Genomic DNA, 22,213 nt, shown 5'->3' with positions numbered 1-22,213 from the left:
GTTTTCCGGCATCAGTTGGCGCGCGAGTGGGCATGACGGTTCCAGCGCCAGCTGACGCGAGCGGGGAAACGTGCCGACCTCGGGGAGGGGCATCGTGCTCTCTACAGCACGCTCTACGGGTTCACCTACGGACGTGTGCGTGATCGGAGCCGGCCTCGCCGGGCTCTCCGCGGCACATCACCTCACCGGTGCGGGGCTCACCGTCACCGTGCTGGAGGCCGAGGACCGGGTCGGTGGCCGCATGGCGACCGAGAAGGTCGACGGCTTCCTCCTCGACCGGGGTCCACAACTGCTCAGCACCTCCTACCCGGAGCTGCGCCGCACCGCGGTCCTGCGGGGCGTGCAGCTGCGGCCGCTCTCCCCCGGCGTCCTGGTACGGGCCGCCGGCCGCGGCTACCGCGTCGGCGACCCGCGCGGCGCACTCGCCGCCGCGCGGGCGCCCATCGGCTCGCCCCTGGACAAGGCCCGGCTGCGGACGGCCCTCAACCGCCTGGCCGACGCCCCCGTCGAGCGCCTCCTGGACCGCCCCGAGACCACGGCCGCCGCCGCCCTCGCCTCGCGCGGCTTCGCGCCCCGCACGGTCGACGGGTACCTGCGGCCGCTGCTGTCCGCGCTGCTCTGCGATCCGGACCTCACGACGTCCAGCCGGGTCGCCGACCTGGTCCTGCGCGGCTTCGCCCTCGGCCGTACGTGCCTGCCGGCGGGCGGCGCCGTGACGGTGCCGCAGGCCCTGGCGGCCGCGCTGCCGCCGGGGACGGTCCGCACCGGGGTGCGGGCGGTCGCCGCGGCCACCAACGGCGTCCGCACCGCGGGCGGGGACGAGATCCCGTGCCGGGCCGTGGTCGTCGCCACCGGGGCCCGCGCGGCGGCCGGACTGCTGCCGGGACTGCGGGTCCCCGCCTTCCACGGCGTCACCGTCCTGCACCACGCCGCGCCCGCGGCACCGCTGAAGCAGCCCGCGCTCGTCCTGGACGCGGACCGGCGCGGACCGGTCTCCCACACGTTTCCGGCCAGCCTCGTCGACCCCTCCCGCGCCCCCGTGGGCCGCGCCCTGGTCACCTCCGTACTGCTCGGCCGCGCCGCCGCCCCCGCCCCGGACGACATCGCCGTCCGGGCCCACCTCGCGGAGCTCTACGGCACGTCCACGGCGGCGTGGGAGCTGCTCGCCGTCCACCACGACGCCGAGGCGCTCCCCGCGATGACGGCCCCGCACGACCTGCGCCGCCCGGTGCGGATCCTGCAGGGCCTCTACGTCTGCGGTGACCACCGGGACACCAGCACCGTCCAGGGCGCCCTGCTCTCCGGCCGCCGCGCGGCCCAGCGCCTCCTCCGCGACGTCGGCCTCCCCCCGGCGCCCCCCGCCGAACCCCTGGCCGCCTGACCCCGCCCGGGGGCCGGCGCGGCGGCACACCCTGCGCCGCCCGAAGCCGTGCCGACGTGCCCGGCCTGCCCCGGCGCCAACCCGTCGGGGCAGGCGGCACTCCGCCGGTCGTGGACGCGCGGACGGGGCGGAGCCTCGGTGGAACGACACGGCGGCCGCGCACCGGCGCGGTCCCCTTCGCCACCGTCGAGTAGCTGCCGGATCGGTGGCCCGGCGACCGAGGGCTCCCACCTGAGACACCCCGCGCGGCCCGTGCCTCCCCCTGCGGCCGCCCGGTCTCTGCGGCCATCCGACATGGGTGCGCCGTCCTCCGGCCGCCGCGCTGTCCGGCGCGCCCGGCAACCTGGGCCTGCGGAGCCCCCCGCCGCTCCACGGACCGCGCCAGGCCGGTAAGCAGGCCCCCTGCGACCGCCGGACCCCCCACGCGCCCGCGCGAACCCGTCGGGGCCGGACCCCGACGACCGTGGGGCCCGGGTGAACCGACGGCAGCATGCCCCCCGTGGGTACGCCGCCCTCCGGCCGCCGCGCGGTCCCGTGCACCCGGCGGCATCCCCGCGCCGCCGACCGGTGTCACCCCGCCGGGACGCCCAGCGCGGCGGCGCGGTCGTGGAAGGCGCGGACGGGGGCGGCGTCGCGGTGGGTTTCGAGACGGCGGCTGAAGTCGCGGACGTACTCGACGGCGCGGAGCGACCGCATCTCGACCGCGGCCTGCATGGCCTCCGCGCCGAGGGCGCAGGCGGCGTCGACCTCGCCGAGACCGAGGCGCGCGGCGGCCAGTACCGTGCGGCAGAAGACGCGGCTGCGCGCGTACGCGTGGCCGCGCAGTTGCAGCGAGCGTTCGGCGTGCTGCGAGGCCGCGCGGTACTGGCCGAGGTCACGGTGGCAGTGGCCGAACTCGTCAGCGAGCTGGGCCTCGTCGAAGAAGCGCGCCCAGGACGGGACGTCGTCGCCGTTCCTCACCGCCTCCAGGGCGCGTTCGGCCCGCACCAGTGCCGCCGTGCAGGCACGGACCTCGCCGAGCAGCCCGTGGCCGCGTGCCTCCGCGGCGTGGAAGAGCGCCTGCACGACCGGCGGGGCACCGCCGGCGACGCCCTGCTGGGCGACCCGCGCGAGCTGGACGGCCTCGCGGCCGTGCCCGAGGTAGACCGCCTGGCGGCTCATCGTGACGAGGACGTACCCCCCGTAGACCCGGTCCCCGGCGGCCTGCGCGAGCCGCAGCGCCTGCACGAAGTACCGCTGGGCGAGCCCGTGCGCGCCGATGTCGTACGAGGTCCACCCCGCGAGCCGGGTGAGGTCGGCGACCGCCGCGAAGAGGCGGCGTCCCATGGTCTCCCCGTAGGTGCCGCGCAGCATGGGTTCGGCCTCGTGCTCCAGGTAGCGGACGAGGGCCTGCCGCGCGTGGCCGCCGCCGTAGGCGTTGTCGAGGGTGCGGAAGAGCTCGCCGACGGAGCGCAGGGCGGCGATGTCCCCCACGCCGACCCGCTGACCGGTGCCCCCGAAGACCGCGGGCGCGGCGACCGCCACCGGTGCGGGCGCCCCGCGCAACCCGCCCCCCGCGCGCTGCGCCGGCAGCCGCGCCGCCCCCGGACCGCCGCCGTGGCCGGGACCGGCCGGGCCGGTGCCCGGCTCGGGGCCGCGCCCCACCCGGTCGTCCGCCCGGCCGATCAGCCAGTCACGGCTGGGGACGACCAGCCCCGCGGGGGTGAACGCGATCTTGCGGAGGTCGGCCTGGTTCCCGGTGTCCTTCCGCCACAGCCCGGAGATGATCTCCACGGCCTCCTCCGGGGAGGAGGCGTACTCCAGTCCCGCGTAGACCGGGGCGACGGCGTCGAGGCCGAGGTCGTGGGCGGACAGCCGCCGGCCGAGCCGCCGGGTGAAGACCTCGGCGATGAGTGCGGGCGTCGTGCCCCGGGGCTGCTGGCCGCGCAGCCACCGGGTGACGGAGGTCTTGTCGTACCGCAGATCCAGACCGTGTTCGATGCCGAGCTGGTCCACCCGACGGGCGAGCCCGGCGTTGGAGAACCCGGCTTCGGCGATCAGAGCGGCCAGTTGACGGTTCGGGGGGCGCTGCGAGGAACGGTCGGACATCAGTGGTGCGGTCCCCTGCCTTCCGGGCGTGCGGGCGTGCGGGCGTGCGGAGTTGTGTAGTTGCGGGTGTCCGGCTGCGCGGGTGCGCGGCGCCGCGGGCGTCCGGAGCGGTGTTCACCGCCCGCGGCCCTCGGAGCCATCCGCAGAACGGCGCGAATGTAACGTTCTGTATCGACTCACTCACCACCCGAGCGCCTCGCATTCGCCGTATCGGGTGAATCTGCACCCACATATCGGCAGAACGCTTCCTTTGCCCTTCGTCGGGTGCTAAGCCCCCGGCCCCGTGCAGGACACCACCTCACCGGACGTACAGTTGCTGAGGCGCTCTTGACTCGTGGAGGAGCGCCGCAAAGGACCACAAAGGGAGCGGCCGTGAGTGACCTGCGCTTCGTCCACCTGGGCTTCGGCGAGGACGCGGTGGAGTACCTGGAGGCGTGGGAGGAGCAGCGTCGCGTGCACGCCGCGCGCTTCGCCGACGAGATCCCCGACACGTGCCTGCTGCTGGAGCACCCGCCGGTCTACACCGCGGGCCGCCGCACCGAGGACAGCGAGCGTCCGCTGGACGGCACCCCCGTGGTGGACGTCGACCGCGGCGGCAAGATCACCTGGCACGGACCGGGCCAGCTGGTCGGCTACCCCATCCTGAAGCTGCCGCGCCCGGTGGACGTGGTCGCGCACGTGCGCCGCCTGGAGGAGGCGCTGATCAACGCGTGCGCCGAGTTCGGCCTGGAGACCACCCGGGTGGAGGGCCGCAGCGGCGTGTGGGTGCTGGGCGACCCGATCGAGGACCGGCCGCCGGTGATCCCGGGGCTGACCCTGGACTTCGACCCGCGGCTGCAGGACGAGGAGTTCGACCCCCGCCTCTCGGGCCCCGAGTACGCCCCGTCCAACGCCGGCCAGCGCCGCGAGGACCGCAAGCTCGCCGCCATCGGCATCCGCGTCGCGAAGGGCGTGACGATGCACGGCTTCGCGATGAACTGCAACCCCGACAACACCTGGTTCGACCGGATCGTGCCGTGCGGCATCCGGGACGCCGGGGTGGCCTCGCTCAGCAACGAGCTCGGCCGCGAGGTCACCGTCGCCGAGGTCCTCCCGGTGGTCGAGAAGCACCTGCGGCTGGTCCTGGAGTCGGCCGAGCCGCTCCCCCGGGCCGTCCAGGAATCCACAGGCGTACGCTGATGTTCACCAAGGAAATGAAGCCGCGAGAGGGAGTCGGACGTGTCCGCTGTCGCACCTGAAGGCCGCAAGATGCTGCGTCTGGAGGTCCGCAACAGCCAGACCCCCATCGAGCGCAAGCCCGAGTGGATCAAGACCCGGGCCAAGATGGGTCCCGCGTACACCGAGCTGCACGGCCTGGTGAAGCGCGAGGGTCTGCACACGGTGTGCCAGGAGGCGGGCTGCCCCAACATCTTCGAGTGCTGGGAGGACCGCGAGGCCACCTTCCTCATCGGCGGCGACCAGTGCACCCGGCGCTGTGACTTCTGCCAGATCGACACCGGCAAGCCGCAGGCCCTCGACCGTGACGAGCCGCGCCGCGTCGGCGAGTCCGTCGTCACCATGGACCTGAACTACGCCACGATCACCGGCGTCGCCCGCGACGACCTGGAGGACGGCGGCGCCTGGCTGTACGCCGAGACCGTGCGGCAGATCCACGCCATGACCGCCGACCGGGCCGACGGCCGCACCAAGGTCGAGCTGCTGATCCCCGACTTCAACGCGGTGCCCGAGCAGCTCGCCGAGGTCTTCGGCGCCCGTCCCGAGGTGCTGGCCCACAACGTGGAGACCGTGCCGCGGATCTTCAAGCGCATCCGCCCCGGCTTCCGCTACGAGCGGTCGCTGGAGGTCATCACCAAGGCCCGCGAGGCGGGCCTGGTGACCAAGTCCAACCTCATCCTCGGCATGGGCGAGGAGCGCGCCGAGGTCAGCCAGGCGCTGCAGGACCTGCACGACGCGGGCTGCGAGCTGATCACCATCACCCAGTACCTGCGTCCGAGCCTGCGGCACCACCCGGTGGAGCGCTGGGTGAAGCCCCAGGAGTTCGTGGAGCTGAAGGAGGAGGCCGAGGAGATCGGCTTCGCCGGTGTCATGTCGGGCCCGCTCGTGCGCTCCTCGTACCGGGCCGGCCGGCTCTTCCAGCAGGCCGTCGAGCGCCGCGGCGAGCGCGGCGAGGTCGTCGCCGTACAGGCGGTCTGATCACGCTGCGGTGACCTGCGGATCACCGCCGGAACGTGCGGTTCGTCACGTCAGGGGCCCCCGCGGGGGCCCCTGACGCGTCCCTGACGTGCGGTGCGTCCGCGGAGAACGGCGCAAAGCCACCGCCGGGGTTTCACGACGGTTTGACCGACCGGTCACGGACTGGTAACACAATGTGGTGACTCTGGATAAGCGGAACATCCACCCGCGTCTGAGCCGTCCTGAGGGGGACACCACCATGCAGGCCGAGGCCGCACACCTCCACCGCCAGAGCACCACCATCCCCGGCGCCGCCGCCGGCGCGCTGCGCGCCGTGGAGTACTTCCTGTTCCGCGGCGCCGAGGAGACGGCCCGCCGCAACGCCTGGTCCGCCGTCCTGGAGGACCGCAAGCGCGCCAAGGACCGCCGCGACGCCCAGCACGTGATGGACGCCCTGGTCTCCTCGCGCGCCCCGCGCGGCGACGTCCTCTAGACCCCGCGGAGCCTCCGGGCGAAAACCGGACCCCCTCCGGTGGGGCCCGGGACGCGCGGGCCACGTATCCTGTGCGGCATGGCGAGGGAAACATCCGAGAGCAACCCTGGGCGCCTCAAGCAGATCGCCCAGACCTACAAGATGACCAGGCGGGTCGACTCCAAGGTCGGTCTCGTCCTTGCGGCTGTGGGAATCGTCACCTTCGGTGTCATCCTCGCCATCGGCTTCTTGATCGGTCACGAGATCTACGCGGGCATCCTGGGCTTCCTGCTGGCCCTGCTGGCGATGGCGGTCATCTTCGGGCGTCGTGCCGAGAAGGCCGCGTTCGGCCAGCTCGACGGACAGCCCGGCGCCGCGGCGGCGGTGCTGGACAACGTCGGCCGCGGCTGGTCGGTGACGCCCGCGGTCGCGATGACCCGCAGCCAGGACGTCGTGCACCGCGCGGTCGGCAAGGCCGGCATCGTCCTGGTCGGCGAGGGCAACCCGAACCGGGTGAAGGGCCTGCTGGCCTCCGAGAAGAAGAAGATGGCGCGCATCGTCGTCGACGTCCCGGTCACCGACTTCGTCGTGGGCAACGACGAGGGCCAGGTGCCGCTGAAGAAGATCCGCACCACCCTGCTGAAGCTGCCGCGGGTCCTGCCCGGCCCCAAGGTCACCGAGGTCAACGACCGGCTGCGGGCGCTGGGCGACCTGATGAGCAACATGCCGGTGCCGAAGGGCCCGCTCCCCAAGGGCATGCGGATGCCGAAGGGCCGCTGATCGCATACGAAACGGAACGCGAAGTGCCCCGGACGAATCGATTCGTCCGGGGCACTTCGCGTGGTGTGCGCCGCGGTCACATCCGCGGCCGCGGTCACATCCGGATCTGGACCGCCTTCACGGCCCGGTCGTGCATGCCGCGGGTGTCGCGGTCCCAGACCACCGCCGGGATGACCAGCAGGAGCAGCAGCGTCCGCAGCGCCGCCGCGCCCAGGCCCAGCCGCCCGCCGTCCTCCCGGACCACGCGCAGCCGCAGCAGGCGTTTGCCCGGGGTGGTGCCGACGGTGCCCAGCAGCAGCACGCTCATGAGGCCGAAGACCACCGTGGTCCACGGATTGGCCGCGGCCGCGTCACGGTGCGCGATCAGCCCGTATGCGATCACCGCGCACAGGCCCCAGTCGATGAAGAGGGCCGCGATGCGCCGGCCGACCGGGGCGATAGAGCCGGGGCCCTCCTCCGGCAGCCCGAGGCGCTTCCCGCGGTAGCCGAAGTCGACGCCCATCCGCTCCGCGGCGGCCTTCGGGCCCTCGATCCACGATCCGATGACATCCCTGTTGTCCACGGCTCCACGGTAACCCCCCGCCCCGGGGCCCCCGCGTCCGACCCGGCACCCGTGCGGCGGCTCGGTTAACCTGCAAGAAACAAATGGGTCACGAGAGGGAAATGCCCGATCTCTATGGTCGGCACCAACGTGCGCCACCGCACTGGTCGCACCCATGAGCTGCAATCCGGCCTCCCGGGCCGGGCCAAGGAGGAGTTGGATGTCGTTCCAAAACGCCGACGAGGTGAAGAAGTTCATCTCGGACAACGACGTCAAGTTCGTGGACGTCCGGTTCTGCGACCTGCCCGGTGTGATGCAGCACTTCACGGTCCCGGTCGAGTCCTTCGACCCGGACGAGCAGCTGATGTTCGACGGCTCCTCGATCCGCGGCTTCCAGGCCATCCACGAGTCCGACATGGCGCTGATCGCGGACCTGTCCACGGCCAAGCTGGACCCGTTCCGCAAGGACTCCACGCTCAACGTCAACTTCTTCATCCACGACCCGATCACCGGCGAGCAGTACAGCCGTGACCCGCGGAACGTGGCGAAGAAGGCCGAGGCCTACCTCGCCTCCTCCGGCATCGCCGACACCGCGTACTTCGGCCCCGAGGCCGAGTTCTACGTCTTCGACAGCGCCCGCTTCGAGACCAGCGCGAACCAGTCCTTCTACCACATCGACTCCGAGGCCGGCGCCTGGAACAGCGGTGCGGAGCAGGACAACCGCGGCTACAAGGTCAAGTACAAGGGCGGCTACTTCCCGGTCCCGCCGGTCGACCACTTCGCCGACCTGCGCGCCGAGATCACCCTGGAGCTGATCAAGTCCGGCCTGCAGGTCGAGCGCCAGCACCACGAGGTGGGCACCGCCGGCCAGGCCGAGATCAACTACAAGTTCAACACGCTGCTCGCCGCGGCCGACGACCTGATGCTCTTCAAGTACATCGTGAAGAACGTCGCCTGGCGTGCCGGCAAGACCGCGACCTTCATGCCCAAGCCGATCTTCGGTGACAACGGCTCCGGCATGCACGTCCACCAGTCGCTGTGGACCAACGGCGCCCCGCTGTTCTACGACGAGCAGGGCTACGCGGGCCTGTCCGACACCGCCCGCTACTACATCGGCGGCATCCTCAAGCACGCCCCGGCGCTGCTGGCCTTCACCAACCCCACGGTGAACTCCTACCACCGCCTGGTCCCCGGCTTCGAGGCCCCGGTCAACCTGGTCTACTCGCAGCGCAACCGCTCCGCGGCCATCCGCATCCCGATCACGGGTGCGAACCCCAAGGCCAAGCGCATCGAGTTCCGCGCCCCGGACTCCTCCGGCAACCCGTACCTGGCCTTCTCGGCGCTGCTGCTGGCCGGCCTCGACGGCATCAAGAACAAGATCGAGCCGGCCGAGCCCGTCGACAAGGACCTGTACGAGCTCGCCCCCGAGGAGCACGCGGGCGTCCCGCAGGTCCCGACCTCGCTGTCGGCGGTCCTGGAGTCCCTCGAGGCCGACCACGAGTTCCTCCTCCAGGGCGGGGTCTTCACCTCCGACCTGATCGAGACCTGGATCGACTACAAGCGGACCAACGAGATCGCGCCGATCGCGCTGCGCCCGCACCCGCACGAGTTCGAGCTCTACTTCGACATCTAAGAACGCCGCAGGTCACAGCACCTGCATCCCCTCCGGGGCCGTACCGGGGCCGTCGCCTGCGTCCTTCCTCATCCGGAAGACGCGGTCGACGGCCCCGCGCGTTCGCGCCGCCCGGCTGCCCGGCGCGTGCCGTGCTCCGCCAGAGCAAGGCCGACGTCTTCGAGGTCCCGAAGCCGTTCCTCCGCCCTACGCACTACGGTGCGGGCATGGAGCTGGCCAGCCAAGCGCCCATGAAACACCGGCCAACTGACGCCCGCCCTGATCCGCGCGGCCGGTCATGCGAACGGCGAGATTCCCTTGCTCTCCAGGTGAGCGAGTACCGCGTCAAGGCATGCGTCTGCCGTGGCCATGTCCGCGCGGAAGAACGAGTCCTCGCCGAGCGGCCCACCACTGATGATGACCATCCATGCCTTCCTACGCTCGACCATGCGGTCGCCGTCGACCTTGAACACGGTCGTGACCCCGCGCTCGGCCAGCCACCCCATCAGTTCGAACATGTCCACGCGCCCCCTCCGGGAGGATCCTCCCACCCCAGAGCCGGCCGACGGCTTTCCCGGTCCCGGGTGCCGAGTGGGGCGCGTACGGGGCGGGGCGGTGGGAGGATCACCGTGCCATGTGCCGCCGTGTCGAGGAGGGTCCGGGATGCCGTCCGCCGAACTGAAGCACGCCTTCCGGATAGCCGCGCCGCCGGAGGAGGTCTTCGCGCACCTGGCGGAGCCGTCGCACTACATCGGCCTGTCGCCGCTTCTCGTCGACGTCCGCGACGTGCGCCGCAGCGGCGGGACCATGCGCTACACGGCCGTGGAGCGGTTCCGCTTCCTCGGCCTGCTGCGGCACGACAACGTCATCGACGTCACGCTCGTCGCCGTCCCGGACCGCCTGCCGCACGCCGCCGAGATCTCCGGCGAGGTGCGCAGCCCCGCTCGGGTCCGCATGGGCTACCGCTTCGCCATCGCCCGCGACGGGGCCGGCAGCCTCGTCACCGACACCCTGCACCTGCGCACGCCGCCCGGCCTGCTGCGCTTCGCCGCCTCCCAGGCGGGGGCGGTCCAGCAGGCCAGGGCCCGGGTCCTTGCCGCGCGTCTGGACCGGCCCGCCTGAAGGGCGGAGTCCCGCTAGCCGCGGCGGGCCACGCCGCCGTAGAAGCCGATCTCGGCGGAGCGGGGCGGGACCGGGGCGTCGGGGCGCCAGAAGGGGACCTGGACGAGGCCCGGCTCCTCCAGCTCGAGACCGTCGAAGAACCGCTCGACCTCGGAGCGGGGGCGAAGGTTCAAGGTGGCGGTGGCGTTGTTGTAGACGGCCTGGGCGTCGCTGCGGTCGGCGAAGTCGCCGGTGGCGTGCGAGAGCACCACGTAGCTGCCGGCTGGGAGCGCGTCGCGCAGGGTGGCGACGACCTCCGCGGGCTTCTCCGCGTCGGTGAGGAAGTGGAGGACGGCGACGAGGAGCAGGGCGACGGGTTCGTCGAAGTCGATGACCCGGCGGACGTCGGGGTGCTCCAGGACGGCCCGCGGGTCGCGCAGGTCGGCGAGCACGACGCTGGTGGCGCCCGAGCGGCTGAGCAGGGCGTTGGCGTGCGTGTTCACGATCGGGTCGTTGTCGACGTACGCGATGCGGACGTCCGGCGCCACCTCTTGGGCGATCTCGTGCACGTTGGGGGAGGTGGGCAGGCCGGTGCCGATGTCGAGGACCTGGCGGACGCCGTTGCCGACCACGTGCCGGACGGCGCGGCGCATGAAGGCCCGGTTGGCGCGGACGCCGATCCTCACCTCGGGCGCCGCGGCGGCGAGCGCGTCGGCGGCCGTGCGGTCCACCTCGTAGTTGTCCTTGCCGCCCAGCAGGTAGTCGTAGATCCGCGCGGGGTGCGGCCTGCCGGTGTCGATCTCCTCGGCGCGGAAGCCGTTCTCCATCACGCTGCGCTCCTCTCGGCGGCCGTCCGGGCCCTGACCCGGCACCGCTGACGACAGCTTTTCACATCATCAACTTCTCTGCCCACGCGGATAGTTCCTGGTCGAGGGACCGAACGAAGGCCTTCCCGCCCTCAGCGCAGCGCGCAGTCCCCGCACAGCCCGCCGCCGGGCACGCGGTAGTACAGGCAGCAGCTGCGGCGTGCGTAGGCGGGCGCGCCGGCCCCGCTGAGCCGCAGGTCGCCGGCGTCGCGCAGCAGAGGGTCCGTCATCAGTTCCTCCGTCAGCGCGACGGCGCGGGCGGCCGCCTCGGGCCGCGCGCCCTCCCCCAGGCACCAGGAGTGCAGCACCCGCAGGGTGCCGGCGAGGGCCGAGGCGGCGTTGCCCCACAGCAGTCCGGGCGCGACGCCCGACACCGCGTGCACGGCCGCGCAAAGGGGCACGAGGTGGCCGTGGAGGACGTCCTCGCGCAGCCGCCCCGCGGGCACGTCCGGGACGTCGTCCGGCAGCCACAGCTCGTCCGGGGTGGACCGGCCGGGGTGCCACCACAGGCGTCCGCCGGACAGGTCGGGCATGCGGCCGGTCAGCGCCGCCGGGCCGAGCGCGACGGACCACAGCCGTGCGGCCAGCCCCTGGTGGGCCAGCGAGCCGGCGACGCGCCGCTCGGAGGTGCGCAGGCGCCGCCCGACCTCCGCCACCCGGCCGGTGAGCGCGGGCGACGGCCGCCCGGCGTACACCTGCGCCAGCGGCACGAAACCCTCGGCCCGCGGCTCCCCCGGCCCGGTGCGCACGGTGAAGAACGGTCCCGGTCCCACGGCGCCGGCGCCGGTCACCGCGCCCACAGGCCCCTGACGTGCCCGAGGTGGCGGGTCATGACGGCCTGTACGGCCGCGCCGTCGCGGGCGAGGAGGGCGTCCAGCAGCTCCAGGTGCTCCTCGGCGGAGGCCCGCAGCAGGCCGCGCTCGGCCAGCGCGGTGAGGCCGTACAGCCGGGAGCGCTTGCGCAGGTCGCCGACGACCTCGACCAGGTGCTCGTTGCCGGCGAGCGCGAGCAGCCCGAGGTGGAAGCGACGGTCGGCCTCCACGTAGGCGATGAGGTCGCCGGCCGCGGCGGCGGTGACGATCTCCTCGGCGGCCGGGCGCAGCGCCTCCAGCGCCGTGGCGTCGGCGGTGGAGGCGAGGCCGGTGACGGTCGGGACCTCGATGAGCGAGCGGATGTGGGTGTACTCGTCGAGCTGCCGCTCGGAGACCGCGGTCACCCGGAAGCCCTTGTTGGGCACCGGGTCGAGCAGCCCCTCCTTGGAAAGGTCCAGCAGCGCCTCGCGGACGGGCGTGGCGGAGATGCCGAAGCGGGCCGCCAGCGCGGGCACCGAGTGCACCTCGCCGGGGCGGAGCTCCCCCGCGACCAGCGCCGCGCGCAGGGCGTCCGCGACGAGCTCGCGGTAGCTGCCGGAACGCTGCCCGCCGAGGGCGGGCAGGGCGGGCAGGGCGGGCCCGTCGTGCGCTGCCATGCGGTGGCTCCTCCTCTGCGACGTGGCATGTATGCGACCAGTATCGGTGCCCGGGCGGCTAGAGGACGAATCCGGCGGGGAACGGGTCGGCCGGGTCCAGCAGGTACTGGGCGGTACCGGTGATCCAGGCGCGGCCCGTGACGGACGGCAGCACGGCGGGCAGACCGGCCACCTCGGCGGTGCCGGTGAGCCGGCCGGTGAAGTGCGTGCCGATGAAGGACTCGTTCACGAAGTCCTGGTGGAGGGGCAGTTCGCCGCGGGCGTGCAGCTGGGCCATGCGCGCGCTCGTGCCGGTGCCGCAGGGCGAACGGTCGAACCAGCCCGGGTGGATGGCCATGGCGTGCCGCGAACGGACGGCCGTGGAGCCGGGCGCCAGCAACTGGACGTGCTTGCAGCCGCGGATGGTGGGGTCCTCCGGGTGGACGGGCGGGTCCTCGGCGTTGATCGCGTCCATCAGCGCGAGGCCCGCGGCGAGGATGTCGTCCTTGCGGGAGCGGTCGAAGGGCAGGCCGAAGGCGTCCAGGGGCAGGATCGCGTAGAAGTTCCCGCCGTAGGCGAGGTCGTACGTGACCGTGCGGCCGTCGGCGAGGACGGCCTTGCGGTCCAGCGCGACGCAGAACGAGGGCACGTTGCGCAAGGTCACGGCGGTCGCCGCGCCGCCGTCGACGGCGACCTCCGCGACGACCAGGCCCGCCGGGGTGTCGAGGCGGACCGTGGTGACGGGCTCGGTCACCGGCACCATGCCGGTCTCGACGAGGACGGTCGCCACGCCGATCGTGCCGTGCCCGCACATCGGGAGGTAGCCGGAGACCTCGATGTAGATCACGCCGTAATCGGCGTCCGGACGGGTCGGCGGCTGCAGGATCGCCCCGCTCATCGCGGCGTGGCCGCGCGGCTCGTCCATCAGCAGGTGCCGTATGTGGTCGAGGTGGTCGCGGAAGTGGAGGCGGCGTTCGTTCATGGTGGCGCCGGGGACGGTGCCGATGCCGCCGGTCACGACGCGGGTGGGCATGCCCTCGGTGTGGGAGTCCACCGCGTGCAGGACGAGTTTGCTGCGCATGGGGGTGTGTCCTCCTCGTGGGTCGGGGCCGGGCCGGAGCCCGGCTAGGACTTGTCCGGCCGATCATGTGACTACTCGCCGTCCGTGTCGTTGATGTGGACATGGGGCGGGGTGACTTGAGTGATGCCGAGTGGGAACGGCTGCGGCCGTTCCTGCCGGTCAGCAACCGGCGGTGCGGCCGGTGGCGGGATCACCGGCAGGTGATCGACGGGATTTTGCACCGGGTCCGGACCGGTGTGCAGTGGCGTGACCTGCCGGAACGCTTCGGGCCGTGGAAAACGGTCTATGAACGGCACCGGCTGTGGTCAGCGGACGGAACGTGGGAACGTCTGCTGCAGCAGGTCCAGGCCGCGGCCGACGCCGCGGGCGAGATCGACTGGGATGTCTCGGTGGACTCCACCATTGTCCGCGCGCATCAGCACTCGGCCGGCGCCCGCACCGATCCACCACCGGCCCCGGCGTCAAAGGGGGCCGAGCAGGAAGAACACCAGGGCGAAACGGCGTGGCAGAGCCTGCACGCCCGCCTGGTGGAGGCGGTGCGGGAAGTGAGGGCCTGGGCCGCTCGCGGGGCGGCTTCACCAGCAAACTCCACCTGAGCGCCGACGGCCGCTGCCGCCCGCTGTCCCTGATCGTCACACCAGGCCAGCGGGCCGACTGCACCCAATTCAAGCAGGTGCTGGACAAGATCCGCATTCCCAAGCTCGGCCCCGGCAGGCCCCGCAAGAAACCCGACAGCGTCTCGGCGGACAAGGCCTACAGCAACAGACCCATCCGCGAGTACCTGCGACGTCGCGGCATCCGGCACACCATCCCAGAGAAGGCCGACAGCCAGGCCGTCCGCCTGCGCAAAGGCTCACACGGTGGACGGCCACCCGGCTTCGACGAAGACCGATACAAGAAACGCAACACCATCGAACGAGCCATCAACCGGCTCAAGCAGCACCGGGCCGTGGCCACCCGCTACGACAAACGCGGCTACGTCTACCTCGGCACAACCACCGCAGCAGCCCTCGTCATCTGGCTCCGCACATGATCGGCCGGACAAGTCCTAGGCGAGGCCGGCGGCGATCGCGGCCTCGGTGGCGGCCCGGACCTCCTTCTCCTGCTCCGGCAGCAGCGGCATGCGCGGCGGGCGGCAGGGGCCCCCGTACCGGCCGGTGAGGTCCATCGACACCTTGATGGCCTGGACGAACTCCGTCCGGGAGTCCCAGCGCAGCAGCGGGTGCAACGCCCGGTAGAGCGGCAGCGCGGTCGCGGTGTCCCCGGCGACCGCGGCGCGGAAGAGCTCGCCGCAGGCGCGGGGCAGGGCGTTGGGGTAGCCCGCCACCCAGCCCTTGGCGCCCGCGGTGGCCAGTTCGAGCAGGACGTCGTCCGCGCCGACCACGAGGTCCAGTTCCGGGGCGAGTTCGGCCAGCTCCCAGGCGCGGCGCACGTCGCCGCTGAACTCCTTCACGGCCTGGATGTGGCCCGCGCCGTGCAGCTCCGCGAGCAGGCGCGGGGTCAGGTCGACCTTGGTGTCGTAGGGGTTGTTGTACGCGACGACCGGCAGCCCCGCCCGCGCGACCTCGGCGTAGTGGGCGTGCACGGAACGCTCGTCCGCACGGTAGGCGTTGGGCGGCAGCAGCATCACGGCCGAGCAGCCGGCGTCGGCGGCGTGCTCGGCCCAGCGGCGCGCCTCGCCCGAGCCGTACGCGGCGACGCCCGGTACGACGCGCTCGCCGCCGATCGCGGCGACGGCCGTCTCCACGACCCGCGCGCGCTCGGCGGGGGTCAGGACCTGGTACTCGCCGAGGGAGCCGTTGGGCACGACGCCGTCGCAGCCGTTCGCCACCAGCCAGGCGCAGTGGGCCGCGTAGGCCTCGTAGTCGACGGACAGGTCACCTGCGCGCAGCGGCAGGGCGGTGGCGACGAGCACGCCGCGCCACGGGCGGTCGGGGGTGGTGTTCATGGCTCTTCCCTCTCTTCCTCTTCTTCTGCCCCGCCGGCCAGCAGACCGAGCGGCACGGGCCGGGCGAGGGACCGCCCGGGGTCGGTGAAGGGGCAACCGGCGACGGCGGCGACGCCTGGGCCGCAGACGCGGCCCTGGCACCAGCCCATCCCGGCGCGGGTGAGCAGCTTGACGGTGCGCAGGTCGCCGGCGCCGAGGTCGCGGACGGCCTCGCGGACGGCGGCGGCGGGCACCTCCTCGCAGCGGCACAGCAGGGTGTCGTCGGTGACGGTGGACTCCGCCCAGTCGCCGGGGAGCCGGTAGACGGCGTCGAGCACGGCGGCGAACCTCCGCAGCCGCTCGCGGCGGCGGGCGGCCGCGGCCCACGCGGCGGGGTCGGGCTCGGTGCCGCGCAGCCGGGCGGCGGCGGAACGGCCGGCGATCTCCCCCTCGGCCAGCGCGAGTTCCGCGCCGCCGACGCCGGTCACCTCGCCCGCGGCCCAGACGCCGGGGGTGGGGGTGCGCTGTTCCGCGTCCACCTCGAAGGAGTCCGCCAGGTCGGTGTGCGGCAACAGCCCGTGGCCGACGGCGAGGGCATCGCAGGCGAAGCGGCGCCGTGCGCCGTCGGGCCCGGCGAGGGTGACCGCCTCGACGCGGTCCTCGCCGTGGGCGGCGACGACCGTGTGCCGCCAGCGCACGCGGATCCCGTGCCGGGCGAGCCGGACGGCGTAGGCGGCACCCTCCACGGCCTTGCCGAGGGGTACGGCGGTGGCGTGCCGCAGCAGGTCACGCGGGTCGGCGGCCTCGGCGAGCGCCGCGACGCGCGCCCCGGCCGCCGCGAGGCCCGCCGCGACCGGCAGCAGCAGCGGCCCCGTCCCGGCGACGACGACCGTACGGCCGGGGAGCACCAGGCCGCCCTTGAGCATGGCCTGCGCGCCGCCCGCCGTGACGACCCCGGGCAGCGTCCAGCCGGGGAACGGCAGCACCTTCTCGTAGCCCCCGGTCGCGAGGACCACCGCGTCCGCCCGGATCGCGCCCGCCTCGAGCGTGTGGAGGGTGAACCCCGGCTCCATGCACCAGACCTGGCGCTGCGGCAGGTGGGTGACGCGGCCCGTGGCGAGGTGGGCCTCCAGTCGCCCGTGCAGCCCCCGCCAGGTGCGCCACGCGTGGTGCAGGGCCCGTGCCCTGCGCGCCCGGAGTCCGGGCGCGGGCTGCCGGTAGAACTGCCCGCCCGCCTGGGGCGCGGCGTCGACCAGGGCGACCCGTACGCCCGCGTCCGCGGCCGCCAGCGCCGCCGCGATCCCCGCCGGTCCGGCCCCCACGACGGCCAGCCCGTACCTGTCCCCGGTCACGCCCGCCTCCCCCGCGGGCCCGATGCGGGACGCCCCGCGCGGACCGCCCCCGGGAGCGCTGCCGAAGCCCGCACCGACCCCGACCGTCCCCCGTCGACCGCTCCGGCACCGGCGCCGACGCCGGCGGCGGTGCCGCTCGCCCCGATCGTCCCGGCCGACCTGCCGGTGCCCCGGCAGGTCGAGTCCCGGACGGCCGGCGACGTCGTCGCCGTCACCGACGGACCGGTCTGGTCCGCGGCGGGACCCGTCGTCCCCTCCCGAGGATTGCGCTGCCCGCGCGCCTTCGCCGGCGCCCACCGCGGCCCGGCCGCCCGCACCGGGACGAGGCCGGCGGCAGCCTCGACGCGGGCGCTCACGGCAGCTCCCCCGTGCCCACCTGCGGGGTGACGACGTCGCCGGGGTGGGCGGCGGTGACGCAGGCGCGCTGCCCCGGGCGGCCGTTGACCGTGACGAGGCAGTCGAAGCAGACGCCGATGCCGCAGAAGACGCCGCGCGGGGCGCCGTCGACGCGGGTGGTGCGCCAGGACAGGACGCCGGCCGACCAGAGGGCGGCGGCGACGGACTGGCCGGGGTGGGCGGGGATGTCGCGCCCCTCGAAGGTGAAGGTGAAGCCCGGGCCCGGTGCGGCGCGGGCCAGGCGCAGGGGGCTGCGTCGGCTCACGGGGTGGCCTCCTCGGCGGGGAAGCGGTCGGGGCGGAAGGGGGTGAGGTCGAGCTCGGGGCGGGCCCCGGTGAGGCACTGCGCGATCAAGTGGCCGGTGGCCGGGGCGAGTCCGATGCCGGCGCCCTCGTGGCCGCAGGCGTGGTGGAGCCCGGGGACGCGGGGGTCGGGGCCGATCGCGGGGAGGTGGTCCGGCAGGTAGGGCCGGAAGCCGGTGTAGGCGCGCAGCGTCGCGACGTCCCGGAGCACCGGGAACAGGGCGAGGGCCTGAGCGGCGAGGCGGCGGGCGACGGGGAGCGAGAAGGTGCGGTCGAAGCCGACGCGTTCGCGGCTGGCGCCGATGAGGACGGGGCCGGCGGCGGTGGCCTCGACGACGGCGGAGGTCTGCAGGGCGGCGGAGTCGCTGGCGACGTCGGCGACGTAGTCGGCCGCGTACACCTTGTGGCGGACGGTGCGCGCCGGCAGGGGCTCGGTGACCAGGACGAAGCCCCGTCGCGGCAGTACGGGCAGCCGCACTCCCGCGAGGGCGGCCACCTCGCCGCCCCAGGTGCCCGCGGCGTTGACGACGGCCGGGGCATGGATGTCGCCCCGGTCGGTGCGGACCCCGCGCACGGCGCCGTCCGGGGCGCGGAGCACCGCCGTCACCGTGGTGCCGAGCCGCGCCTGCGCCCCCAGGTCGCGGGCGGCGCGGACGAGGCGGGCGGCGGCGAGCCCGGGCTGCACCTGGGCGTCCTGGGGGTAGTGCACGCCTCCGGTGAGGCCGTCCGCCAGGTGGGGTTCGAGCTCGCGCAGCCCGTCCGCCGGGACGGGCACCGCCTCGACGCCGCTGCGTCGCTGGGCGGCGGCAAAGTCCTCCAGTGCGCGCAGTCCGTCCGCGCCGGAGGCCACGACGAGCCCGCCCTTGGCCTCGTACTCGGCGGTCGCACCCAGGTTGTGGCGTTCCGTCAATTCCTGCCACAACCGGGCGGAGAGCAGGGCGAGTCCGAGCTCCGGACCCGGCTCCTTGTCGGAGACCAGCAGATTGCCCTCGCCGGCCCCGGTGGTGCCGCCGGCCACCGGCCCGCGGTCCACGAGGACGGTGCGGAGCCCGGCCGCCGCGGCGTGGAGGGCGCAGGCCGCGCCCACCATCCCGGCGCCGACGACCACGACATCGCAGCTCGTCGGCTTGCTCACGCCGGTAATATGTCACACAGCACTGCTCACAACCAGCCGTTGCGCCGGAATCCTCGGTGGATGACGAAGCAGGCGACGACCATCACGCCCACGGCGAGCGGATAGCCGTAGGTCCAGCGCAGTTCCGGCATGTGCTCGAAGTTCATGCCGTACAGGCCGCAGATCATGGTGGGGACGGCGAGGATGGCGACCCAGGCGCTGATCTTGCGCATGTCCTCGTTCTGGGCCATGGACACCTGCGCGATGTTGGCCTGGAGGATCGAGTTGAGCAGGTCGTCGAAGGAGGTGACCTGCTCGGTGGCGCGGGCGAGGTGGTCGGCGGCGTCGCGGAAGTAGGTCCGCAGGTCGGCCTCGATGCCGGGCAGGGGCTCCTCGGCGAGCCGCTGGAGGGGGCGGCCGAGCGGGGCCACGGCCCGCTTGAGCTCCAGCAGTTCGCGTTTGAGCTGGTAGATCCGGCCGGCGTCGGTGCCGCGGCCGCGGTGGTCGGAGAAGACGTCCGTCTCGACCTGCTCGATGTCCGCGTGGACCGCGGAGGTGACGGCGAGGTACTGGTCGACGACGTGGTCGGTTATCGCGTGCAGGACGGCGGCCGGCCCCTTGGCGAGCTGGTCGGGGACCGTCTCCAGGCCCTCCCGGAGCGGGCCGAGCGAGCCGTGGCCCCCGTGGCGCACCGTGATGACGAAGTCGGGGCCGGTGAAGACCATGACGTCGCCGGTCTCCACGACCTCGCTGGTGGCGGTGAGCCGGTCGTGCTCGACGTAGCGGGCGGTCTTGAGGACGGTGAACAGGGTGTCCCCGTACTGCTCCAGCTTGGGCCGCTGCTGGGCGTGCACGGCGTCCTCGACGGCGAGCGGGTGGAGCCCGAACAGCTCGGCGACACCGGCGAACTCCGCTTCCGACGGCTCGTGGAGCCCGATCCACACGAAGCCCCGGCCGGACTTGCGGACCCGGGCGATCGCCTCGTACGCGGCGCAGTCGTCCTGGCGCAGTCCGTCCATGTAGACCACGCAGTTCACCACCGAACTGCCCAGCGGGGAACGCGCCGGGTGGCTGAGGTCCACACGCCGTTGGCGTACGTGGGTGAGGCGGACGGCTTTGCGGAGATTGCTGATCATCGACATGAAGGGCTCCTACGCAGGCATGCGGCCGCCAGTATTGCCCACGACCGGGCCTGTTCGAGCCCTCCGTCACACCGTCCTTGCACCGTGCGGGCCTTGGGGCGCTCCGCTTCCCGCCGCTCTTCCCGCCCCGCGCCGCCCCCGCGCACGCGCCGGGCCCCTCCGGCCGGTGAGGGCACACGGCGGGAGGGGCCCGGCGGGGTGCGGCGGTGCGAACGCCGCTGCCTCCTTCACATGGCGGGGGTGTCGCGCCGACCGCGGCCGAGGGTGAACGCGGCGACCAGACCGAGCAGGCAGATGACCGCGCCGACCGCCACGTTGTTGGCGATCGCCCCCGCGCCGGGGCCGGTGGTGGACACCACCCAGGGCGAGATGATCATCCAGATGCCGAGGGCCGCGATGGCCCAGCTGAGGCCGTACGTCCTGGCCGGCGCCATGGCGAGGCAGAGCCCGACGCGCGAGAAGTGGACCGTCCAGGGGGAGATGGCGCAGTAGAGGCCGGCGGGGACACCGGCCCGTCGACGAGGGCCACGTCCCGCCCGCCTTCGAGCATGCGGGCGTACCTGTCCCGCATCTCGTGCACGTCGGGGTGACCGGTGATGTCACCTGGCCGGTGGGAAAGGTCGGCCATACGACTCGCCTCCTTCGGGCCTGCACGTCGGACCGACTGCGCGGCCGCGGCACGACCGCATCACCATCGCGCTTCCACGCCTTTTCACGGTAGACATCACCTTCATCACCTTTTCCCATGGGATGCCGGTGATGTGACATGCGCGACAGGCCGCCGGACCGCGCTCCCGCGCGACCGCCCTGTTCGCGAGGTGGCAGCCTGCCGGGGCGTGCGGTCGGGGCGGACCTGGTTCGCGGGGGGCGCGGGACTTCTCTTACACTCCGTAGGGCTCCGGCCGGTGCAGGCCCGGGTATGCCACGTCCTCCGCAGAGATGGGTCCCATGAGCGCCATCAGTATCGGTCAGGCAGCTGTGCTCGGCGTCGTGGAGGGGGTCACCGAGTTCCTCCCGATCTCGTCCACCGGCCACCTGAAGATCACCGAGGGCCTGATGGGCATCCCGGTGGACGACAAGGCCGTCGTCGCCTTCTCCGCGGTCATCCAGTCCGGCGCCATCGCGGCCGTGCTGGTCTACTTCTTCAAGGACATCGTCCGGATCTGCAAGGCGTGGTTCACCGGCATCGTCAACCGCGAGGAGCGGTACCACCACGACTACAAGTTCGGCTGGTGGGTGATCTTCGCGACGATCCCGATCGTCGTCGTCGGCCTGGCGGCCAAGCCGCTCATCGAGGGGCCGCTGGCCTCACTGTGGGTGGTCGCGGGCTCGCTGATCGTCGGCAGCGGCGTGATGTGGGCGGCCGACCAGATGGGCCGCCACAAGCGCGGCGAGGACGACACCACGTTCAAGGACGCCATGCTCGTCGGCTCCTCGCAGATCCTCGCCCTGCTCTTCCCCGGCTTCTCCCGCTCCGGCGCGACGATGTCCACCGCGCTCATCCTCGACCTGGACCGGGTCGCCGCGACGCGGCTCTCGTTCTTCCTGGGCATCCCCGCGCTGACCGGTGCCGGTCTGTACGAGCTGAAGGACGCGCTCGGCGCCGGGGTGGACACGGCGCCGCTCGTCGTCGGGACGGTCGTCTCCTTCGTCGTCGCGTACGCGTCGATCGCCTGGCTGCTGAAGTTCGTGGCCAAGCACTCGTTCAACGCGTTCATCATCTACCGGCTCGTGATCGGCGTCCTCCTCTTCGGCCTGCTGGGCACGGAGGTCATCGCCGCGTAGGCGTACGGCCCGACAGGGCCAGGGCCCGCTCGAAGGCGGTGGCCGCGGCGGGGTCGGCCAGCATGACGGGCGCGGCGAATCCTTCGTACCGGCGGTAGACCTCGGCGTACCGGTCCACGACCGCCAGCACGAACGCGCCCAGGGCCTCGCCGCAGCGGTACTCCTGGCCGGTGGCACGGGCCACGTCCCAGCCGTGGACGGCGAGCTCCTTGACGATCATCGAGGCGACCTCGGCGGCCGGCATCGACCCATGGCCCAGGTCGACCTCCCCCTCCCAGGCCTCCGGCGCCGCCCACGCCGCCACGGCCCGGTCCAGCTGCTCCGCGTACGCCCCGGCCCAGTCCGGGCCGGCGGTGAAGTCGCGGGCGGTGAGCTCCTCGGGCAGCGGCTTGCGCAGCGCGCGGTGCTCCAGGCCGTGCGAGGTGTAGAGGATCCAGTGGTTGAGCAGCGTGCGGGTGTCCCACTCCCCGCAGGGCGTCGGGGCGGAGAGCCGGGCGGGGTCGCCGCCCACCCCGCGGGCGACGCGGGCGGCCTCGCCCGCGGCTTCGATCATGTACGCGTGCAGTTCGGTCATGCGGCCATGCTGCGCGCAGGGGCGGCGGCCGGTCTTGAACAAACGCGACAGCCCGGGCGGCCGCCCGCCGCGCCCGCGGC

21 protein-coding genes and 2 pseudogenes are annotated in these 22,213 nt (G+C 73.5%); 9 read left to right on the top strand and 14 right to left on the bottom strand.

The window, feature by feature from the left end; genetic code table 11:
- The first annotated feature begins 139 nt into the window (after window positions 1-139).
- Window positions 140-1,381 (top strand): FAD-dependent oxidoreductase, encoded by a 1,242-nt coding sequence (locus OG937_30705; protein WUD75751.1) that lies wholly within the window; start codon window positions 140-142, stop codon window positions 1,379-1,381.
- Window positions 1,382-1,951: 570 nt separating this feature from the next.
- Here the strand turns inward: OG937_30705 and OG937_30700 are convergent.
- Window positions 1,952-3,469, bottom strand: a complete 1,518-nt coding sequence (locus tag OG937_30700) for a regulator (GenBank protein ID WUD75750.1) — start codon at window positions 3,467-3,469, stop codon at window positions 1,952-1,954.
- A gap of 372 nt (window positions 3,470-3,841) precedes the next feature.
- Between OG937_30700 and lipB the strand changes: the two genes are divergently transcribed.
- The 4 genes from lipB (at window position 3,842) to OG937_30680 (ending at window position 6,893) form a co-directional block, all read left to right on the top strand.
- Window positions 3,842-4,648, top strand: coding sequence for a lipoyl(octanoyl) transferase LipB (gene lipB, locus OG937_30695; protein WUD75749.1), 807 nt, complete (start codon window positions 3,842-3,844; stop codon window positions 4,646-4,648).
- Between the two features lie 39 nt (window positions 4,649-4,687).
- Window positions 4,688-5,662: a lipoyl synthase gene (lipA, locus tag OG937_30690; protein ID WUD75748.1), complete on the top strand. Its 975-nt coding sequence runs from the start codon at window positions 4,688-4,690 to the stop codon at window positions 5,660-5,662.
- 238 nt (window positions 5,663-5,900) lie between these two features.
- Window positions 5,901-6,134, top strand: a complete 234-nt coding sequence (locus OG937_30685) for a hypothetical protein (GenBank protein ID WUD78938.1) — start codon at window positions 5,901-5,903, stop codon at window positions 6,132-6,134.
- A 78-nt stretch (window positions 6,135-6,212) separates the two neighbouring features.
- On the top strand, window positions 6,213-6,893 hold the full coding sequence (locus OG937_30680; protein ID WUD75747.1) for a DUF4191 domain-containing protein: 681 nt from the start codon (window positions 6,213-6,215) through the stop codon (window positions 6,891-6,893).
- 94 nt (window positions 6,894-6,987) lie between these two features.
- Here the strand turns inward: OG937_30680 and OG937_30675 are convergent, their stop codons facing one another.
- Complete coding sequence (locus OG937_30675) at window positions 6,988-7,455, bottom strand: RDD family protein (GenBank protein ID WUD75746.1); 468 nt, start codon at window positions 7,453-7,455, stop codon at window positions 6,988-6,990.
- A 199-nt stretch (window positions 7,456-7,654) separates the two neighbouring features.
- Between OG937_30675 and glnA the strand changes: the two genes are divergently transcribed.
- Window positions 7,655-9,067: a type I glutamate--ammonia ligase gene (gene glnA / locus OG937_30670; GenBank protein ID WUD75745.1), complete on the top strand. Its 1,413-nt coding sequence runs from the start codon at window positions 7,655-7,657 to the stop codon at window positions 9,065-9,067.
- Window positions 9,068-9,342: 275 nt separating this feature from the next.
- On the opposite strand, the gene OG937_30665 is transcribed toward glnA, so the two are convergent.
- On the bottom strand, window positions 9,343-9,564 hold the full coding sequence (locus tag OG937_30665) for a hypothetical protein (protein ID WUD78937.1): 222 nt from the start codon (window positions 9,562-9,564) through the stop codon (window positions 9,343-9,345).
- Between the two features lie 145 nt (window positions 9,565-9,709).
- Here OG937_30665 and OG937_30660 point away from each other — a divergent pair, with 145 nt between their 5' ends.
- Window positions 9,710-10,168 (top strand): SRPBCC family protein, encoded by a 459-nt coding sequence (locus tag OG937_30660; protein WUD75744.1) that lies wholly within the window; start codon window positions 9,710-9,712, stop codon window positions 10,166-10,168.
- A gap of 14 nt (window positions 10,169-10,182) precedes the next feature.
- Here OG937_30660 and OG937_30655 read toward each other — a convergent pair whose 3' ends face one another.
- The 4 genes from OG937_30655 to OG937_30640 form a co-directional block, all read right to left on the bottom strand.
- Window positions 10,183-10,977 carry an SAM-dependent methyltransferase gene (locus tag OG937_30655; GenBank protein WUD75743.1) on the bottom strand — a complete coding sequence of 265 codons (795 nt, stop codon included), beginning with the start codon at window positions 10,975-10,977 and terminating at the stop codon, window positions 10,183-10,185.
- Between the two features lie 128 nt (window positions 10,978-11,105).
- Window positions 11,106-11,813 (bottom strand): (2Fe-2S)-binding protein, encoded by a 708-nt coding sequence (locus OG937_30650; protein ID WUD75742.1) that lies wholly within the window; start codon window positions 11,811-11,813, stop codon window positions 11,106-11,108.
- Window positions 11,801-12,481: a GntR family transcriptional regulator gene (locus OG937_30645; GenBank protein WUD75741.1), complete on the bottom strand. Its 681-nt coding sequence runs from the start codon at window positions 12,479-12,481 to the stop codon at window positions 11,801-11,803. The genes OG937_30650 and OG937_30645 overlap by 13 nt, the downstream gene beginning before the upstream one ends.
- Before the next feature lie 58 nt (window positions 12,482-12,539).
- Window positions 12,540-13,541, bottom strand: coding sequence for a proline racemase family protein (locus OG937_30640; GenBank protein ID WUD75740.1), 1,002 nt, complete (start codon window positions 13,539-13,541; stop codon window positions 12,540-12,542).
- Window positions 13,542-13,642: 101 nt separating this feature from the next.
- Between OG937_30640 and OG937_30635 the strand changes: the two are divergent.
- A pseudogene (locus OG937_30635) lies at window positions 13,643-14,574 on the top strand (IS5 family transposase).
- Window positions 14,575-14,589: 15 nt separating this feature from the next.
- Here OG937_30635 and OG937_30630 read toward each other — a convergent pair.
- The 6 genes and pseudogenes from OG937_30630 to OG937_30605 form a co-directional block, all read right to left on the bottom strand.
- Window positions 14,590-15,489, bottom strand: a complete 900-nt coding sequence (locus OG937_30630) for a dihydrodipicolinate synthase family protein (GenBank protein WUD75739.1) — start codon at window positions 15,487-15,489, stop codon at window positions 14,590-14,592.
- The gene (locus OG937_30625; protein ID WUD75738.1) at window positions 15,486-16,820 is read right to left on the bottom strand and encodes an FAD-dependent oxidoreductase; all 1,335 of its coding nucleotides are present in this window, start codon (window positions 16,818-16,820) and stop codon (window positions 15,486-15,488) included. Before OG937_30625 ends, OG937_30630 begins: the two co-directional genes overlap by 4 nt.
- A 352-nt stretch (window positions 16,821-17,172) precedes the next feature.
- Window positions 17,173-17,481 (bottom strand): (2Fe-2S)-binding protein, encoded by a 309-nt coding sequence (locus OG937_30620; protein ID WUD75737.1) that lies wholly within the window; start codon window positions 17,479-17,481, stop codon window positions 17,173-17,175.
- Window positions 17,478-18,653, bottom strand: coding sequence for an FAD-binding oxidoreductase (locus OG937_30615; GenBank protein WUD75736.1), 1,176 nt, complete (start codon window positions 18,651-18,653; stop codon window positions 17,478-17,480). Before OG937_30615 ends, OG937_30620 begins: the two co-directional genes overlap by 4 nt.
- 26 nt (window positions 18,654-18,679) lie before the next feature.
- Window positions 18,680-19,774, bottom strand: a complete 1,095-nt coding sequence (locus OG937_30610; protein ID WUD75735.1) for a magnesium and cobalt transport protein CorA — start codon at window positions 19,772-19,774, stop codon at window positions 18,680-18,682.
- 227 nt (window positions 19,775-20,001) lie between these two features.
- Window positions 20,002-20,402 (bottom strand): annotated as a pseudogene (locus OG937_30605) (SPW repeat protein).
- A 320-nt stretch (window positions 20,403-20,722) separates the two neighbouring features.
- Between OG937_30605 and OG937_30600 the strand changes: the two are divergent.
- Window positions 20,723-21,559, top strand: a complete 837-nt coding sequence (locus OG937_30600; protein ID WUD75734.1) for an undecaprenyl-diphosphate phosphatase — start codon at window positions 20,723-20,725, stop codon at window positions 21,557-21,559.
- Here the strand turns inward: OG937_30600 and OG937_30595 are convergent.
- On the bottom strand, window positions 21,546-22,133 hold the full coding sequence (locus tag OG937_30595; protein ID WUD75733.1) for a TIGR03086 family metal-binding protein: 588 nt from the start codon (window positions 22,131-22,133) through the stop codon (window positions 21,546-21,548). The genes OG937_30600 and OG937_30595 overlap by 14 nt on opposite strands.
- Between the last annotated feature and the right edge of the window lie 80 nt (window positions 22,134-22,213).

Origin of the sequence: Streptomyces sp. NBC_00510, from assembly GCA_036013505.1 — a bacterium.
In the GTDB taxonomy this organism is placed as follows: Bacteria; Actinomycetota; Actinomycetes; order Streptomycetales; family Streptomycetaceae; genus Actinacidiphila.
This window is presented reverse-complemented; position numbering and strand designations above follow the sequence as displayed.

What these genes read in the sequence shown, in the direction of transcription:
- OG937_30700 (WUD75750.1), bottom strand. Translation starts at nt 3,469, where the DNA reads ATGTCCGACCGTTCCTCGCAGCGCCCCCCGAACCGTCAACTGGCCGCT.
- OG937_30685 (WUD78938.1), top strand. Translation starts at nt 5,901, where the DNA reads ATGCAGGCCGAGGCCGCACACCTCCACCGCCAGAGCACCACCATCCCC.
- OG937_30680 (WUD75747.1), top strand. Translation starts at nt 6,213, where the DNA reads ATGGCGAGGGAAACATCCGAGAGCAACCCTGGGCGCCTCAAGCAGATC.
- glnA (WUD75745.1), top strand. Translation starts at nt 7,655, where the DNA reads ATGTCGTTCCAAAACGCCGACGAGGTGAAGAAGTTCATCTCGGACAAC.
- OG937_30665 (WUD78937.1), bottom strand. Translation starts at nt 9,564, where the DNA reads ATGTTCGAACTGATGGGGTGGCTGGCCGAGCGCGGGGTCACGACCGTG.
- OG937_30660 (WUD75744.1), top strand. Translation starts at nt 9,710, where the DNA reads ATGCCGTCCGCCGAACTGAAGCACGCCTTCCGGATAGCCGCGCCGCCG.
- OG937_30645 (WUD75741.1), bottom strand. Translation starts at nt 12,481, where the DNA reads ATGGCAGCGCACGACGGGCCCGCCCTGCCCGCCCTGCCCGCCCTCGGC.
- OG937_30640 (WUD75740.1), bottom strand. Translation starts at nt 13,541, where the DNA reads ATGCGCAGCAAACTCGTCCTGCACGCGGTGGACTCCCACACCGAGGGC.
- OG937_30630 (WUD75739.1), bottom strand. Translation starts at nt 15,489, where the DNA reads ATGAACACCACCCCCGACCGCCCGTGGCGCGGCGTGCTCGTCGCCACC.
- OG937_30610 (WUD75735.1), bottom strand. Translation starts at nt 19,774, where the DNA reads ATGTCGATGATCAGCAATCTCCGCAAAGCCGTCCGCCTCACCCACGTA.
- OG937_30600 (WUD75734.1), top strand. Translation starts at nt 20,723, where the DNA reads ATGAGCGCCATCAGTATCGGTCAGGCAGCTGTGCTCGGCGTCGTGGAG.
- OG937_30595 (WUD75733.1), bottom strand. Translation starts at nt 22,133, where the DNA reads ATGACCGAACTGCACGCGTACATGATCGAAGCCGCGGGCGAGGCCGCC.